At 51.7% G+C, this 16,726-nt stretch carries 18 protein-coding genes; 13 read left to right on the top strand and 5 right to left on the bottom strand.

Going from position 1 to position 16,726, the window contains the following annotated elements; all coding sequences use genetic code 11:
- The first annotated feature begins 107 nt into the window (after nucleotides 1–107).
- The 6 genes from hemW (at nucleotide 108) to ilvD (ending at nucleotide 6,795) form a co-directional block, all read left to right on the top strand.
- Entirely contained in the window at nucleotides 108–1,283 is a 1,176-nt protein-coding gene (hemW, locus tag HMPREF2726_RS03390) for a radical SAM family heme chaperone HemW (protein WP_070602176.1), read from the top strand.
- Nucleotides 1,284–1,466: 183 nt separating this feature from the next.
- Nucleotides 1,467–2,045, top strand: a complete 579-nt coding sequence (locus HMPREF2726_RS03385) for an opacity family porin (protein WP_003766937.1) — start codon at nucleotides 1,467–1,469, stop codon at nucleotides 2,043–2,045.
- Between the two features lie 370 nt (nucleotides 2,046–2,415).
- Nucleotides 2,416–2,805 (top strand): RidA family protein, encoded by a 390-nt coding sequence (locus HMPREF2726_RS03380; RefSeq protein WP_070602170.1) that lies wholly within the window; start codon nucleotides 2,416–2,418, stop codon nucleotides 2,803–2,805.
- An 80-nt stretch (nucleotides 2,806–2,885) separates the two neighbouring features.
- Complete coding sequence (locus HMPREF2726_RS03375; RefSeq protein WP_009311717.1) at nucleotides 2,886–3,716, top strand: symmetrical bis(5'-nucleosyl)-tetraphosphatase; 831 nt, start codon at nucleotides 2,886–2,888, stop codon at nucleotides 3,714–3,716.
- Between the two features lie 123 nt (nucleotides 3,717–3,839).
- A complete protein-coding gene (locus HMPREF2726_RS03370; RefSeq protein WP_003766930.1) occupies nucleotides 3,840–4,658 on the top strand; it encodes a YwqG family protein in 819 nt (272 codons plus the stop codon).
- A gap of 277 nt (nucleotides 4,659–4,935) precedes the next feature.
- Entirely contained in the window at nucleotides 4,936–6,795 is a 1,860-nt protein-coding gene (gene ilvD, locus HMPREF2726_RS03365; protein WP_070602168.1) for a dihydroxy-acid dehydratase, read from the top strand.
- 21 nt (nucleotides 6,796–6,816) lie between these two features.
- On the opposite strand, the gene HMPREF2726_RS03360 is transcribed toward ilvD, so the two are convergent.
- Nucleotides 6,817–7,020: a hypothetical protein gene (locus tag HMPREF2726_RS03360; RefSeq protein WP_070602166.1), complete on the bottom strand. Its 204-nt coding sequence runs from the start codon at nucleotides 7,018–7,020 to the stop codon at nucleotides 6,817–6,819.
- A gap of 68 nt (nucleotides 7,021–7,088) precedes the next feature.
- Between HMPREF2726_RS03360 and HMPREF2726_RS03355 the strand changes: the two genes are divergently transcribed.
- The 5 genes from HMPREF2726_RS03355 (at nucleotide 7,089) to HMPREF2726_RS03335 (ending at nucleotide 11,090) form a co-directional block, all read left to right on the top strand.
- Nucleotides 7,089–7,928 (top strand): alpha/beta hydrolase, encoded by an 840-nt coding sequence (locus HMPREF2726_RS03355; protein WP_070602163.1) that lies wholly within the window; start codon nucleotides 7,089–7,091, stop codon nucleotides 7,926–7,928.
- A 49-nt stretch (nucleotides 7,929–7,977) separates the two neighbouring features.
- Entirely contained in the window at nucleotides 7,978–8,448 is a 471-nt protein-coding gene (locus tag HMPREF2726_RS03350; protein WP_070602174.1) for a GNAT family N-acetyltransferase, read from the top strand.
- 118 nt (nucleotides 8,449–8,566) lie between these two features.
- Nucleotides 8,567–9,010 carry an EVE domain-containing protein gene (locus HMPREF2726_RS03345; protein ID WP_070602161.1) on the top strand — a complete coding sequence of 148 codons (444 nt, stop codon included), beginning with the start codon at nucleotides 8,567–8,569 and terminating at the stop codon, nucleotides 9,008–9,010.
- A gap of 244 nt (nucleotides 9,011–9,254) precedes the next feature.
- On the top strand, nucleotides 9,255–10,157 hold the full coding sequence (locus tag HMPREF2726_RS03340; RefSeq protein ID WP_070602159.1) for a DUF4299 family protein: 903 nt from the start codon (nucleotides 9,255–9,257) through the stop codon (nucleotides 10,155–10,157).
- Between the two features lie 39 nt (nucleotides 10,158–10,196).
- Entirely contained in the window at nucleotides 10,197–11,090 is an 894-nt protein-coding gene (locus HMPREF2726_RS03335) for a hypothetical protein (RefSeq protein WP_009311724.1), read from the top strand.
- A gap of 115 nt (nucleotides 11,091–11,205) precedes the next feature.
- Here the strand turns inward: HMPREF2726_RS03335 and HMPREF2726_RS03330 are convergent, their stop codons facing one another.
- A complete protein-coding gene (locus HMPREF2726_RS03330; protein ID WP_009311725.1) occupies nucleotides 11,206–11,685 on the bottom strand; it encodes an FKBP-type peptidyl-prolyl cis-trans isomerase in 480 nt (159 codons plus the stop codon).
- Between the two features lie 566 nt (nucleotides 11,686–12,251).
- Here HMPREF2726_RS03330 and HMPREF2726_RS03325 point away from each other — a divergent pair.
- Together HMPREF2726_RS03325 and HMPREF2726_RS03320 are read left to right on the top strand one after the other, a co-directional pair.
- Complete coding sequence (locus HMPREF2726_RS03325) at nucleotides 12,252–12,554, top strand: hypothetical protein (RefSeq protein WP_049224223.1); 303 nt, start codon at nucleotides 12,252–12,254, stop codon at nucleotides 12,552–12,554.
- 134 nt (nucleotides 12,555–12,688) lie between these two features.
- A complete protein-coding gene (locus HMPREF2726_RS03320) occupies nucleotides 12,689–14,056 on the top strand; it encodes an FAD-binding oxidoreductase (RefSeq protein ID WP_070602158.1) in 1,368 nt (455 codons plus the stop codon).
- 133 nt (nucleotides 14,057–14,189) lie between these two features.
- Here the strand turns inward: HMPREF2726_RS03320 and HMPREF2726_RS03315 are convergent, their stop codons facing one another.
- From HMPREF2726_RS03315 to HMPREF2726_RS03305, 3 genes are all read right to left on the bottom strand, one after another.
- Nucleotides 14,190–14,810, bottom strand: coding sequence for a Smr/MutS family protein (locus HMPREF2726_RS03315; RefSeq protein ID WP_148132462.1), 621 nt, complete (start codon nucleotides 14,808–14,810; stop codon nucleotides 14,190–14,192).
- Between the two features lie 82 nt (nucleotides 14,811–14,892).
- Nucleotides 14,893–15,375, bottom strand: a complete 483-nt coding sequence (locus HMPREF2726_RS03310) for a GNAT family N-acetyltransferase (RefSeq protein ID WP_003756935.1) — start codon at nucleotides 15,373–15,375, stop codon at nucleotides 14,893–14,895.
- 106 nt (nucleotides 15,376–15,481) lie between these two features.
- Nucleotides 15,482–16,618: a 5-(carboxyamino)imidazole ribonucleotide synthase gene (locus tag HMPREF2726_RS03305; RefSeq protein WP_070602172.1), complete on the bottom strand. Its 1,137-nt coding sequence runs from the start codon at nucleotides 16,616–16,618 to the stop codon at nucleotides 15,482–15,484.
- Nucleotides 16,619–16,726 lie beyond the last annotated feature (108 nt).

Here is a 16,726-nt window from a genome sequence, read left to right as displayed (position 1 = left end):
TGTCTGCAGCTTCGTCGCCTTGTCCTGATTTAAAATTAATCCACTATATAATACCGCAACTGTCGTCTGAAAAAATTTCAGACGACCTCAATCCCAAAAAACACACCATGACCCAAATCACTTTCCAACGCCCCGGACAACTCACCGCCCTGCCGCCCCTGTCGCTCTATATCCACATCCCGTGGTGCATCAAAAAATGTCCGTATTGCGACTTCAATTCCCACAGCCTGAAAAACGGATTGCCCGAAGCCGCCTATATCGACGCGCTGCTGACCGATTTGCAGCTTGAATTGCCCAATATATGGGGCAGACCGGTAGAAACGATATTTTTTGGCGGCGGTACGCCCAGCCTGTTTCAGGCGGAATCGATTGACCGTTTGTTGAGCGGCGTGCGTTCGCTGTTGCGCTTGCAGCCGGAAGCGGAAATTACGTTGGAAGCCAATCCGGGTACGTTTGAAATTGAGAAATTTCAAGGATTTAAAGATGCGGGTATCACGCGGCTTTCTATTGGCGTGCAGAGTTTCAACGACGATATGCTTGCACGGCTGGGGCGCGTCCACAACGGCAAAGAAGCCTTAACCGCCATAGCCACTGCCTTGAAATTATTTGATAAAGTCAATATCGACTTGATGTATGCCCTGCCGAACCAAACTGTTCAGACGGCATTGGACGACGTGCAAACCGCCATCGCCACGGGCGCGACCCACATCAGCGCGTATCATCTGACGATGGAGCCGAACACGCCGTTCGGCCATACGCCGCCGAAAGGTTTACCGCAAGACGAAGCCGCCCTCGACATCGAAGACGCGGTACACGGCGCGCTGGAAGGCGCGGGTTTTGTCCACTACGAAACATCGGCTTTTGCGAAACCCGCCATGCAGTGCCGCCACAATTTGAACTACTGGCAGTTCGGCGATTATTTGGGCATAGGAGCGGGCGCGCACGGCAAAATCTCCTACCCCGACCGCATCGAGCGCACCGTCCGCCGCCGCCATCCCAACGACTACCTCGCCTTAATGCAAAGTCAGCCGAGTGAAGCTGTTGAACGCAAAACCGTCGCCGCCGAAGATTTGCCGTTCGAATTCATGATGAACGCCCTGCGCCTGACTGACGGCGTACCCGCCGCAATGTTGCAGGAACGCACGGGCGTACCCGCCGCCAAAATCATGGCGCAAATCGAAACGGCAAGACAAAAAGGTTTGTTGGCAACCGATCCGACCGTGTTCCGCCCGACCGAACGGGGACGGTTGTTTTTAAACGATTTGTTGCAATGCTTTTTGTAAGATTGGATTTTTTCAGACGACCTTGTTACGCCAAACCGTAACATCCGCAGGCTGCTAACGAAAACCATGACAGACAGTTTTTATCTTGTTTGTTTTATCATAATAAAATACAATTGAGATAACCGTCGGTCTTGAATAAATATTCGGCGGTAATACCCCTTATTCCGTTGCAAGGAAACAAACATGAAAAAAATTCTGACTACCCTGATTGCCCTCTCCATCTCAACCGTTGCGCTGGCAGATGACAGCCGTGGTTTCTATATTCAAGGCGATCTTGGCCACTCAACCCTTAAAACCAACGATGAAGGTGGCAAGACCAGTAGCAAAGGCTTCAGCCCGCGCCTGTCTGCCGGATATGATTTCGGTGATTTTCGTGTCGCTGCTGATTACACCCACTATAAAACTTTAAAAGACCATGAACAGGGTCGGAATTACACACTCGACTCGAAAATCAAACTCCAAAGCGTCGGCGTTTCCGCCATTTATGATTTCAACTTAAATTCCCCAGTCAAACCTTATGTCGGCGCACGCGTAGGCATCAACCGCTTTTCTTATGACGACGATTACCGCAGTGTGAATTTTCATGAGACTGAATCGATCCGCAAAACTAAAACCGGCGTAGGCGTATTGGCAGGCGTAGGTTATGACATTACCGAAAACGTCGCTTTGGACGCCGGCTACCGCTACAACCACTTGGGCAAATTCGACGGCTTGAAAGTACACGCTCACGAATTTTCCACCGGCGTCCGCGTGAAATTCTAATTCTCGCATCCCTCCATAACGAAACCGCCCGAAGCGTCCAAGCTTCGGGCGGTTTTCGCAAACGATCGAAGTATATACGATCTATAGTGGATTAAATTTAAATCAGGACAAGGCGACGAAGCCGCAGACAGTACAGATAGTACGGAACCTGCTTCAGCACCTTAGAGAATGTCTCTTTGAGCCAAGGCGAGGCAACGCCGTACTGGTTTAAAGTTAATCCACTATAATTCTATTCTCATTCAAATTTATTTAACCAAAGGTCGTCTGAAAATATCCATACCCTACACAATCACTCGGTTTTATACGATAATCGACACCGTTTTCATCAAAGCTTCCATCTTTCAGACGACCCCGACAACAGGAGAAAATCATGTCCAAAACCATCATCCACACCGACAAAGCCCCCGCCGCCATCGGCGCATACAGCCAAGCCGTGCGCGCGGGCGACACCGTTTACATGAGCGGTCAAATCCCCCTCGATCCCGCCACCATGACCGTTGTCGGCAACGGAGACTTCCGTACCGAAGCCCACCAAGTCTTTAAAAACCTGCAAGCCGTTGCCGAAGCCGCAGGCGGCACGCTGGGCGACATCGTCAAACTCAACGCCTACCTGACCGACCTCGCCAACTTCGCCGTCTTCAACGAAGTCATGGCAGAGTTCATCCAAGAACCCTTCCCCGCCCGCGCCGCCGTCGGTGTCGCCTCCCTGCCCAAAGGCGTGCAGGTCGAAGCCGAAGCCGTGCTGGTACTGAACGCATAAGACACGCAACCCGTTTTCAGACGACCTCCCACAAGCCAAAGGTCGTCTGAAACACCACACACTATCGGACAATAACAACAATGGCACACTACGCAATCGGCGATATTCAAGGCTGCTTCGACGAACTCACCCTTTTGCTCGACAAAATCAACTTCAACCACGGTACAGACACCCTCTGGCTCGTCGGCGACATCGTCAACCGCGGCCCCAAATCCCTCGAAGTCCTCCAATTCTGCATGGAACACGAAAGCAGCGTCCGCATGGTTCTCGGAAACCACGACCTGCACCTGCTTGCCGTCGGCTACGGCGAAGGCACGATCAAGCGCAGCGACACCATCACCCCCATCCTCCAACACCCCGACAGCAAAAAAATGCTCGATTGGCTGCGCTTCCAGCCCCTGCTGATCAAAGGCGTGCGCCATGTTATGGTTCACGCCGGCATCCTGCCCCAGTGGACCATCGCCCGCGCCGAACTGCTCGCCAGCGAAACCGAAGCCGAACTGCGCGGCAAAAAATACAAAAAGTTTTTCTCCAAAATGTACGGCAACAAACCTGCCGAATGGCGCGACGATCTGACCGGCTATGACCGCCTGCGCATGATTCTCAACGTCTTCACCCGAATGCGCGCGCTGACGCTGAAAAACGAACTCGATTACGACTACAAATCCACCCTCAAAAAAATGCCCCCGAACCTTCGCCCTTGGTTCAAAGCCCCCGACAGGCAAAACCTCAGCCACACCATCGTCTTCGGACACTGGTCGTCGCTGGGCTTTATGAACACCGACAACATCCTTTCCCTCGACACCGGCGCGCTTTGGGGCGGCGAACTGACCGCCATCAACCTTGCCGACCACAGCATCACCCAAGTCCCCTCCCTTGGTGGTTTGGACTGGAAAACGGCTTTGAAATGAGCCATGAAAACCAGAAAAGTATAAGTTTTTAGGTCGTCTGAAAATTGATTTCGGTTTGACAATAATGTGGTTTCAGACAATCTTTATATCGTTAATTCACTGAAAAATTAAAAGGAAAATGAAATGATAAACTGGGAAAATCCGCTCATCGCCCCCTATCGGCAGCAGCTTTTGTCTACTGAAAAACCCGTTGTCCGCATCAAGCTGTCACCTGCAAACAAAAGCAGCCTGCGCCGCTGGGACAGCAAAGTCGGAGGCGCTCCCTATTTGCCGCTCGGTGCCGAATATCCACACACGGCAAATGGTGATCCGCTCACGCTGTTGGCACAAATCAACTTCGCCCAAACACCACCGCTGGAGAATTTTCCCCGACAAGGTCTGTTGCAGTTTTTCATCCACAGTGACGATTTATACGGCTGCGATCTGGATAATTTGCTCAACAATGACGGCTTCCGCGTAATTTATCATGCCGACGTAGTGGAAGACGACAGCCTCCAGCAATCGGATTATCCGCATTACTACGGCGAAGAATTCGGCCTGCCGCATAATCCCGAACAGTCCTTTGCCATGTCGTTCGAACAGGGAACGCAGCTTGTCAGTTGCAGCGACTACCGTTTCGCACAAATTTTGGAAAGGTATGAAGGCGGTAAGAACGAAAATTTCTGGCAGATTCACAGCAATGAAGATTTGGAATATGAAGTCATGGAAAGCTTCAGTGGTGGCCACCAGATAGGCGGTTACCCTGATTTCACCCAAAATGACCCACGCGAAGAGCACGATGAATTGAAAGACTATATCCTGCTGTTCCAACTGCAAAGTGAATGGGAGGACGGGATAGAAATCATATGGGGAGACCTGGGTGTGGGCGGTTTCTTCATTCACCCCGACGATTTAGCCAAACTAGATTTTTCCAAAGTAGCATATAGCTGGGATTGTAGCTAGTTACCCGCTATCTCAAGCTGCGTAGGGATGAATTGTACGAACCGGATAAGTTCGATTAATAAATCCCCCCTGCCATCAAGGTCGTCTGAAAAACAGTTTTCGCAAAGTCGAAACCTTGTTTCAGACGACCTTTCGTTTGCCTTAAAGCATTTCTTATTATGCGGTATTTCATATAAAATACCGGTCTAAAGGCCGTCTGAAACAAAGGTTGCTCAAGTCGATACCTTTATTTCAGACGGCTCGTCTTTCAAAATACCACCCCTCTGAGGAATACCCCATGCCAGAATACCGCTCCAAAACCTCCACCCACGGCCGCAATATGGCGGGCGCACGCGCATTGTGGCGCGCCACCGGCGTGATGGAAACCGACTTCGGCAAACCCATCATCGCCGTTGCCAACTCGTTCACCCAATTCGTGCCCGGCCATGTCCATCTGCATAACATGGGCCAGCTGGTTGCCCGCGAAATCGAAAAAGCCGGCGCAATCGCCAAAGAATTCAACACCATCGCCATCGACGACGGCATCGCCATGGGACACAGCGGCATGCTGTACTCCCTGCCCAGCCGCGATTTGATTGCCGACTCCATCGAATACATGGTGAACGCCCACTGCGCCGACGCGTTGGTGTGCATTTCCAACTGCGACAAAATCACCCCCGGAATGCTGATTGCCGCCATGCGCCTGAACATCCCGACCATCTTCGTTTCCGGTGGTCCGATGGAAGCGGGCAAAGTCATCGGCGTGGCAAACATCCAGCCCGAACGCCGCTTGGACTTGATTGACGCCATGATTGAATCGGCGGACGACAATGTCAGCAACCAGCAAGTCGAAGAAGTTGAACAAAACGCCTGCCCGACCTGCGGCTCCTGCTCCGGCATGTTCACCGCCAACTCCATGAACTGCCTGACCGAAGCGCTCGGCCTGTCCCTGCCCGGCAACGGCTCCTACCTCGCCACCCATGCCGGCCGCAAAGAATTGTTCCTCGAAGCCGGCCGCATGATTGTCGAAATCACCAAACGCTATTACGAGCAAGACGACGAAACCGTACTGCCGCGCAGCATCGCCACCAAAAAAGCGTTTGAAAACGCCATGACTATGGACATCGCCATGGGCGGTTCCACCAACACCATCCTGCATTTGCTTGCCGTTGCCAACGAAGCCGGCGTGGATTTCAAAATGGCCGACATCGACCGCTTAAGCCGCGTCGTGCCCTGCATCTGTAAAACCGCGCCCAACAACCACGACTACTACATGGAAGACGTGCACCGCGCAGGCGGCATTTTCGCCATCCTGAAAGAATTGGACAAAGCGGGCAAACTGCACACCGACGTGTACACCATCCACGCGCCGACGCTGAAAGACGCGATTGAACAATGGGACGTGACCAATCCCGAAAACACCCACGCCATCGAACGCTTCAAAGCCGCGCCCGGTGGCGTGCGCACCACCCAAGCGTTCTCGCAAAACCGCATGTGGAAAACCCTCGACCTCGACCGCGAAAAAGGCTGCATCCGCAATGTCGAACACGCCTACTCGCAAGACGGTGGTTTGGCGGTCTTGTTCGGCAACATCGCCGAACGCGGCTGCGTGGTAAAAACCGCAGGCGTGGACGAGAGCATCCTCAAATTCACCGGCCGCGCCCGCGTGTTTGAAAGCCAGGAAGCCGCCGTCGAAGGCATTTTGGGCAACCAAATCGTCGCCGGCGACATCGTCATCATCCGCTACGAAGGCCCGAAAGGCGGACCGGGCATGCAGGAAATGCTGTATCCGACTTCCTACCTGAAATCCAAAGGCCTCGGCAAAGCCTGCGCCTTACTGACCGACGGACGTTTCTCCGGCGGTACATCAGGTTTGTCCATCGGCCACGCTTCGCCCGAAGCGGCGGAAGGCGGCGCCATCGGCTTGGTGCACGAAGGCGATACCATCGAAATCGACATCCCCAACCGCAGCATCAACCTGAAAGTGTCCGACGAAGAACTCGCCGCCCGCCGCGCCGAAATGGAAGCGCGCGGCAGCAAAGCGTGGAAACCGGAAAACCGCGACCGCTACGTCTCCGCCGCCCTGCGCGCCTACGGCGCCATGGCGACTTCAGCCGACAAAGGCGCGGTGCGGGATGTAAGCCAAATCGAACGGTAAAACAGTACGGCAATAAAGGTTTCAGACGACCATACGGTATCGTAGGTCGTCTGAAAACCGAAAAGCAGCCTGCACTTTTTCGCCCAAGAAGACAACGGACACAGCTTTTTCGCGCTGGACTACCGCAACACCGGCGCAAACGGCGAACCACCCGTCATCAATATCTATCAGGACGATTTGACGGAAGAATACAGTGCAGACAGCTTCGCCGGTTTCGTCTGCCACCTGACCGAAGACGAGTAAGGTTTTTCAGGCAACCTGAAACCCTGTCCCCACCCACCCGAAAGAATCCCATGACTCCCGGACAGCAAACCCAAATCGCCGCCTTAGACCGGATACACGGCGGCAGCCTCTCCCCAGAATTTGTTGCAGCAACCTACCAACTGCTTGCCCCCACAGCCCCTTCGCCCGAACACGTCCGGCGCGACCTTGCCTACGGTGGGCACAAACACCAGAAATTCGACCGCTACGGCCTGCCCGACAAATCGGACATCATCGTCTATATACACGGCGGCGGCTTTGTTGCCGGCAGCAAAGGCAACCCCGACAGCCCGTTTTTCGCCAATATCGGCGCATGGGCGGAAGCCAGTGGAATGCAGGCCGTCGTTCCCGACTACCGCCTTGCCCCCGACCATCCCTATCCTGATGCACGGGACGACATTACCAGCGTTGTCGGTCTGCTGCACCGCGAACGGCCCGATGCGCGGATTTGGCTTGTCGGGCAGTCTGCAGGCGCGGCCCATGTTGCCGATGCACTCGCCTTCGGGCAACGCCAAAACGTGCCGCTGCCGGTTGCAGGCGTAATCATGTTTTCGGGGATTTACGACCCGCCGTCAGCAGGCACGCACCCGGGCATCAGTTCCTATTACGGCGCGCCGTCCGAACGCACCGGCAATCTGCCGCAACTCGGCCGAATCCGCGTGCCCGCGCTTTACACTGTCTCGCAATACGACCCGCCGCTGTTCCGGCAGCAGGCGCAGGCTTTGCGCGATGCCTGCCCGCAGGCCGACTTGCGCGAACTGCCGCACCACAACCACCTTTCCACAGCATTAAGCATCGGCGGCCCGCAGGACGATGTTGGTGCAATGCTGCTGGACTTTATCAGACAGAATACTTCTGCCCACGCGGCATAACCCACACCGTTTTCAGGTAGCCTGAAAGCCCTTGGAGACCACCTCACCGATAAATATCGTCCCGCTAGCGGAACAGCCGCAGCACATCGACACCCTCGCCCACGCCCTGCACGCCGAATGGCACGATTTCGCCCCGTGGCAGAATGTGGAAAAAATCCGCGCCTATTACGCCCGCTGCTTGGAAGGCAATGACCTGCCGCTTGCCTGGCTGGCGGTGGACGGTGGGCGACTGCTCGGTTCAGCCGCGCTGAAACGGCACGACATCGCCGCGCTGCCGCAATACGAATACTGGCTGGGCGACGTGTTCGTGCTGCCCGAAGCACGCGGGCGCGGCGTGGGCAGGCATCTGATGGAACACGCCCTGATTGAAGCGCAGCGGCTCGGCCTGCCCGAACTCTATCTTTACACGCCCGACGTGCAGGCGGTGTACGCCAAATACGGCTGGCGCGAAATTGAAACGCGGCCGCATAACGGCGAAACCGTGTCGGTGATGCGGCTGGCGTTGGACAGCGGCGCGTAGGGTAGGATAGGCGTTTTCAAGCAGCCTGAATGCCGTCTGAAACCCCAAAAAGCAGCCTGCACTTTCGGAAAACCCAAGTGTAGGCAGCTTCAAATCCGCAACCGATAGAAAGACAATAATGACGAAATATTGGATTGGTACCGTATCCCAAGAACACGTCCTGCGCGGCGTGGCAGGCGGGTTCTGCCAAGTGTGCCACGGCAAAGCCGCACCGCTCAACCGCATGAAGCGCGGCGACTGGCTGCTTTATTACAGCCCGAAAATCCGCATGGACGGCACGGAAAAACTGCAAGCCTTTACCGCATTCGGGCAAATTACGGACGATACCGCCTATCCGTTCCAAATGAGCGAGACCTTCATCCCCTTCCGCCGCAATGTGGAGTATGCCGAAACCCGCCGCAACTGCCCGATAGACATCATCCGCACGCATCCCGAATGGAAAAAATACGCCTCCATGCTGCGTTACGGACATTTTGAAATCAGCCGCGATTTCTTTGATTTTGTGCGGACGTATATGCAGTCGCCGCCCGATATGGTTGGGCAGCAACAGGGATTCTGGTAGGGCGGGTAAAAGTGCTGTGTTGCAGGCTGGCGGCACCGTTTACACCGAAGGTACGGCAGGCGACGAAGCCACACCCTCAACGCGCCTGTGTAAAAATCGATGACGGATACGACCATTTTGCCGTTTAACAGTCACAAAAAATCCGAGGTCGTCTGAAAACTTAAAACAGCCTGCATTAATTTCATTGTACAAACTGTCTACAAATAACGGCTAAATACCGCCAAAATTTGGAAAGGATATTCCGATGAGCATTTCTTTTTACATCAAAAATCCCAAAAAGCTATTTAGCCGCTTGCCTGTATTAACAGTGCAGGAATGTTTCCAGCTTTCATTGCAGCCGCTGGCACAATTTTCATTTGATGAACACGATGAAGATTTTGATTTAAAGCAATTTCAAGCCATGCCGTTATCCGACTTCGAATGTCTGCTGCTTGGCGTGAACGAAAAAAGCGGTAGGGGATTTGAATTATCCTTTGATGAAGACACACAGGAATACGCTGTGCGGCAATTCACGCCCAGCACTTTGGAAGACTGGCAAATTGCCCTGCAATATCTCGCCGATTTAGCCCGCGCGCTCAAACAACCGATTACCTGCGAAACCGGTGAAACCTTCACTGCCGACACCATCCAAACCTTCGATTTCAAACCAGACATACAGGCCGGTATATCCATGGTGCCTTTTGAAGATGAAGACGAAATACAAAACTATAAATTCTACGGCGTTACCCGCCCTGTGGCACTGAACAAAGAGATTCGCGACAAAATTCTAGCCGACAACGACCCACTCGCAGCCTTCAGCCGCCTGATGCGTGAAACCCAATGGCTGGATGTCTATTCCGCTCGGCAAATGATTGGGGAGAAAAGTGACACAGGTGAACTCATCGGTTTTTATGCCTTAAGCCCTGAACTACCCACTATTCTGCCCTACAAACCCGAAATAGAATACGGCGAGGATCCGGATATATCCAACAACGATATCAGCAGCTGGACATTGATTTTTGCCAACGATAACGGTTCGCTCACCGAGCTACCCTACGAAACCTTTATCTCAAGACTGCCCAAAGAAAAATACCGCTTTATCGACGCAGCGTATATTCTGCTGGAAGCATTCACGAAAGACGAACTGGCTCAGCTTGCCATCGAATAATGCTTAGGCAATCACCATTTAAAAAATGAGGCAATCAAAATGACGGTAAACAAGTTTCAGATTATCCCTTTTAAAGGCGTGGATTTAGGCGACAAATTTTTTGAGCTTGGTAAAACCAATGAGCAAATTATCGCCGAATTTGGAGAGGCCAGCGAAGTGGTGCAAAACAACCTTTTGAATATCAGCACAGAGTACAGGTTTGCCTGTGAATTAAAATATAGGGCAGACAAACTTGTTGCCGTCATTTGCAACAAACATACCAACCCCATGCTTGGCGGCTTAAACTTCTTTACAGCCGAAAACCTAGAAAAAATCAAGCAGCAGAATGATTTTATTGAAGAAAAATCGTATATTACCTTTCCTGAACTCGGTATCTGCATTGGTGGTATGAGTCAAAAACGCATACCGGAGGGCAAAGCCGCCATCGTTTTTGCCAAAGAAGAAACTAAGTTGACAGATTTTTGGCAAAATAAAGTCAAAAAGAAACCTTCGGAAGCAGAACCTCATGAAGTAAAAATCTCATCCTTTGAAGGCGTAGAAACAAATAGTAAATTTTTCAAACTCGGCAATACCATGCAACAAATCATTGCCGAATTCGGCAAAGCAGAAAGAGTATTGCAACACAACATCTTAGGATGTACTTTTGAAACACGAGGTTCGTGCGAATTACAATATAAGGAAAACAGGCTGGTTGCCGTCACTTGCAATCAATACACATATCCTATTTTCAACGGCTTGAATCTCTTTGAAACTGAGAGCATAGAAAAACTAAAAAACGAACATCATTTTCTCGAAGGAAAACATTACCTCACCTTTCCAAGCCTAGGAATCTGCATCGGCAGCATGTCCCAAAAAAGAATACCTGAAGGTAAATTGGCTCTGGTTTTTACCCGGAGTGAAACCGACATATATGAATTTTATGCCGAAGATTAATCCATTAAGCGATGCCATACCACAGCAATATTCTTAGCAAAATACAAAAAGGTCGTCTGAAAACAGAAACCCAATCCTGTTTTCAGACGACCTCTTAGATTGTCAATCAACTTAATTAGTGATGATGACCGTGCGGGCCGTGAACGTGGCCGTGTGCGATTTCCTCTTCAGTCGCATCGCGCACGCCGTCAACTGTCGCTTTGAACAAGATTTTCATGCCGGCAAGCGGATGGTTGCCGTCAACTACGGCTTTGCCGTCCGCCACGTCGGTTACGCGGTAAATCAAGACGTCGCCGGTTTCAGGATCATCGGCTTCAAACATCATGCCTACTTCCACATCGACAGGGAATACGCTGACATCTTCAATACGCACCAGGCTGGGATCTTGCTCGCCGAAAGCGTCATCGGGTGACAGCGCGACTTCAACGGTATCGCCGACGTTTTTCTCGTGCAAAGCTTCTTCCACCAAAGGGAAAATGCCGTCATATCCACCGTGCAGATAGACGATGGGTTCTTCGGTTTTGTCCAGCAGTTGGTTGTCCGCATCGTACATTTCATAGTGAAGCGAAACCACAGAATTTTTTTCAATAGCCATTTTTTATCCTTTATCATGACCGTTTATCAAAACAGGTTTTCTTTATTGACAACCCTCTGCCAACAAATCTGAAGCATTCTAACACACCGCCGTCATGCACGGAGATTTATCGCAAAATTATCAAAACTAACAATTATAAATTAATACGCACAATATTTAACATATTGCACGCAAAAGCGTAAATTTTGATAATCTTTATATCCGTGTAACTTTTTTACAACTTTTTGCTTTTATGCGCAACAACTGCCCGCATTTCATTTAAACCGATTGAAAACAAAGGCCCGTAGCGCATTATTCAAATGTAAACGCATGAAATAAATAAATTTTACTATACAATTTATTTCAAATGTACATTGAATAACAGCCAATGCGGACTAGTTTCACCCCCGTCTTTCGTCCATTTCAGATTGATTAAAAATTACTAATTCGTCCGTATCGTTGCACCGAAGCACCCTGTGGGGCATAATGCAGGAAATTCAGCAATGAATTTTTACTCTAAATGAAACGACTTATATGTCGTTTTGTTGTTTTGTTCTACTTAAATCGATTTAAAGAAGGTTCTCAAAATGAAAAAATCTCTGATTGCTGCTGCTCTGTTATCTTTGGCTTTGGCTGCTTGTAACAAAGGCGCTGATACTGCTGCTCCTACCGCTTCCGGTGCTTCTGAAACTGCTGCTTCTGCCGCTTCTTCTGCAACCGGTGCTGCTTCTGCCGCTTCCTCTGCAACTGAAGCCGCTTCTGCAGCTAACACCGCTGCTTCTGCTGCCAACACTGCCGCTTCTGCAGCTAATACCGCTGCTTCTGCTGCAACTGGTGCTGCTTCTGCTGCCAGCTCAGCTGCTGCTTCTGCCGCTTCTGCTGCAAAATAATATTTTTACAGTTAAAAAAGCAGGATACGGATTGTATCCTGCTTTTTTATTTTTCAGACGACCTTTACCGTTTTTCGCGCCCCTTATCCACTATATAATCCCCGTACACATATAAACCATTCCTGCTTCCCGCCATGTCCAATCTGTACGACCGCTTTCTTGAATTCCTTTCTTCCGCCGAAATCCTCGAAGCCACTCCAGCTCTTCTAAACGACCAGCGTCGCCGTTTTGTTTCCGAGCCCGACATCATCTTGCAACCGCATTCCATAGAAAATGTACAAGAAATCATGCGGTTTTGTTTTGAAAACCGTATCCCCGTTACCCCGCAGGGCGGCAATACCGGTTTGTGCGGCGCAGCGGTAGCTTCCGGCGGCGTACTGCTCAATCTCTCCAAAATCAGCTGCATCCGCGAAATCAACCTTGCCGATAACAGCATCACCGTCGAGGCGGGCGTAATCCTGCAAAATGTCCAAAAAGCGGCAGCCGAAGCAGGCAGGCTGTTTCCTCTCAGTCTTGCCAGTGAAGGTTCGTGCGAAATCGGCGGCAATATTGCCTGCAACGCCGGCGGATTAAACGTTTTACGCTACGGCAGTATGCGCGACTTGGTATTGGGTTTGGAAGTTGTCCTACCCAATGGCGAACTTGTTTCCCATCTCCAACCACTGCACAAAAATACCACCGGTTACGACCTACGCCACCTTTTTATCGGCAGCGAAGGTACGCTCGGCATTATCACCGCCGCCACGCTCAAACTCTTCGCCCGCCCGCAAACCATAGCCACCACGTGGGTAGGTTTGGATGACATCGAATCTGCCGTACAGCTTTTAACAGCCGTACAAGGGCATTTTGCCGAACGTCTAACCAGTTTCGAGCTGATCAGCCGCTACGCTTTGGCATTGTCTTCCGAGTTCAGCCGTCTTAAACAGCCGACCGATGCAAACTGGCACGTTCTGCTCGAACTGACCGACTCCGTTCCCGATGCCTCACTCGATGAAAAACTTGCCGAGTTTCTCTATCAAAACGGCAAAGAAAACAGCATCATCGCGCAATCCGAACAAGAGCGCCTCGAACTGTGGGCGCTGCGTGAAAACATTTCCGCATCCCAACGCAAGCTCGGTACCAGCATCAAACACGACATCGCCGTCCCGATTGCCCAAGTCGCTACTTTTGTCCGTCAATGCGCACCCGCCCTGGAAACCCGCTTTCCCGACATACAAATTGTCTGCTTCGGACATTTGGGCGACGGCAGCCTGCATTACAACACCTTTCTGCCCGACGTTTTGAGCAACGATGCTTACCGCTACGAAGATGCCGTCAACACCATCGTCTATGAACACATCCTCGCCTGCCACGGCACCATCGCGGCGGAACACGGTATCGGCACCATCAAAAAACACTGGCTCCCCAGCGTCCGCACTCCGTCCGAAATCGCCCTGATGCGCGCCATCAAAGTCCAGCTTGACCCTCACAACATCATGAATCCGGGCAAGCTCTTGCCGTAAGCAGAATTTCAGCATTTGCCAAAATCGAAAAGGTCGTCTGAAACCCTAATCCCAGTTTCAGACGACCTTTGACATGGTTCGGTAGATTGCACTCAAGACAATATTGCCGCAGCGCAATCAATCTAGCACAAAACTATTCTTCATCTTCCCTGTGCCTGCGCTTCAACAAAATGCGTACAGCGCCGTCATTGCCTTCCCTCGGCTCGATATAAGCCAATACATCGGGGTGCTGCATTAACCAGCGGCGCGTCATGTTTTTTAAAACGGGTTTATAGCCTGACGAGCCCAAACCGCTGCCGTGGATGATTTCGGCACACACGCCACGCTTTTGGGTAAATTTGATAAATTCGTTTAAAACCTGTTGTGCCTCTTCCTGCGTGTAGCCGTGTAAATCGACATCGGCGACTACGGGATAATGCCCGTTGCGCAGACGTTGCAAGTCGTTCTTACCTTGTCCGTTTTTACTGAACGAAGCAGGCGGTTCATCCCAAGAAGCGCCGCTGCCGACATAAAAATAATCTTCGACCGCCAAACTTTCCTGTTCTTTCGGACGGGGTTTGATGGGCGTTTTATCACGCGGCGCTTCATAGCGCGGCGCGGTTTTCAGCGGCGTTACTGCACCTACGGCTTTGGCAAAATCGATATTTTCTTCCTCGCGCTTCTTCGCCAAGGCTTGCTCCTGCGCCCGCGCTTCGGCTTCTTTTTTGGCTTGCTTGCCTAATGCTTTCAAGGCGGATTGGAAATCTGTTTTCATCATGAGGATATTTCGAGGTTGAACATGAAAAAACTCATTTTCAGACGACCTCGGCGTTCCGTACAGGTCGTCTGAAAACGGCTTATAGATATTTGCGCATCAGTTCGCACTTGACCTTGACGTCTTTGTTCAACTGCAATACGGCGGAACCCAAAGATTCGTAGTGGTTCAAGCGGTAGAAAGGAACGGAGTTGAGCGAGGCGTACAGTTTCAAAAAGCTCAAACCCGCCTGATGGGCAAGTTCTTCGGCACGGCGCAGCAAGGCTGTACCCAAGCCGTGATTATGAACGAAGGGATGGACATACAACGCGTCCAATTGGGCTTCTTTGAAGTCCACTTGGAAAAAACCCTGTATGGTCCCCCTGTATTCCACCACCCAAAAGGCTTTGCCGGGATCGGAAATGGTTTCGAGGTAGCTGTCGATATCGAGCAGGGCTTCCCACGCATGCAATACTTTATCGTCGTAACTGCGGATGCAGGTATATTGGACGGCGTGCAGATGGGCATTGTGTATGGCTTGGCAGTCTTGCGCGACTGCGGGACGGAGTATGGTCAGAAGGCTCATGGCAAGATGTGTTGTAAGATGTATTGTAATGCGTGTTCAGACGACGTTTTCTTCATAAACAGACAGGGGGTCGTCTGAACGCTGTTTCCGATATTATATTTTATATTCAAAGGCTTTGATGTAATTTTCCCGCTGCTTCAAAAGCAGTGTCGGCATCGGCGGACAAAACGGTGAAATGCCCCATTTTGCGCCCTTTCCGCGCGGCTTTTTTGCCGTACAGGTGCAGGTGCGCGTTCGGATGGCTTTGCAACGGCAGCCAATTCGGTTCGCCGCCGTCTTCCTGCCAAACGTCGCCCAAAATATTCGCCATGCAGCATACAGAAAGCAGCTTGGTATCGGCGGGCGGCAGGTTGCACATAATGCGTACCTGCTGCTGGAACTGGTCTGCGGCGCAGGCATCGATGGTGTGGTGGCCGGAATTGTGCGGGCGCGGGGCGATTTCGTTGACGACCAATTCGTGCGTGTCGCCGACGACGAACATTTCCACCGCCAATACGCCGACATAATCCAGTTCGTCCGCCAAGCGTTGCGCCATTTGCCGCGCCTGTTGCTGCACGTCGGCACTCAGCCGCGCGGGGACGATGGAATAAGCAAGGATGCCGTTTTCGTGGATGTTTTCGGCGGGGTCGAAGGTTTGCACATTTTCATTGTTCAGACGACATACGATCACGGAAATCTCGCCGCGCAAATCCACCATTTTTTCTAAAACGCAATCCACGCCGCCGTGTTCGGCAAACGCGGCTTTGAGTTCGTCCACTGTTTTGACGCGGATTTGACCTTTGCCGTCGTAACCCAACGTAGCCGTTTTCAGGATGCCGGGCAGGAATTGCGCGCTTTCTTCGCTGATGTCGTCTGAACGGCAAACTGCTTGATACGGCGCGGTTTGCAATCCCGCTTTGCGTATCCACGCTTTTTCCTGAATACGGTTTTGCGCGATGGCAACGCAGTCGCCGCTGGGGGAAACGTTGGTATGTTTTGCCAGAAAGCGCATCGCGTCGGCATTGACGTTTTCAAATTCAGTGGTAACCGCCGCGCATTTTGCCAACTCGTCCAAAGCGGCTTGATCGTCAAACGGCGCGCACAAATGGCGGTCGGCAAATTCCGCCGCCGGCGCGTTCGGATCGGGGTCGAGTACGGTTACTTTGTAGCCCATGGTTTTGGCAGCAACGGTAAACATTCTGCCTAATTGGCCGCCGCCGAGGATGCCGAGCATGGCGGGCGGGAGGATGGCGGATGAGTTCATCAGCATTTTGCGGTTCCACTAAAATTTTCCCGAAATTGTAACAAACCTGCTTATAGAGATAAATGTTAAAACGCCTTTTATAGTGGATTAACTTTAAACCAGTACGGC

The sequence above is a fragment of the Neisseria sp. HMSC074B07 genome (genome assembly GCF_001810355.1).
Lineage (GTDB): Bacteria > Pseudomonadota > Gammaproteobacteria > Burkholderiales > Neisseriaceae > Neisseria.
The sequence above is the reverse complement of the archived record's forward strand: the minus strand, read 5'-3'. Positions and strand labels throughout refer to the sequence as shown.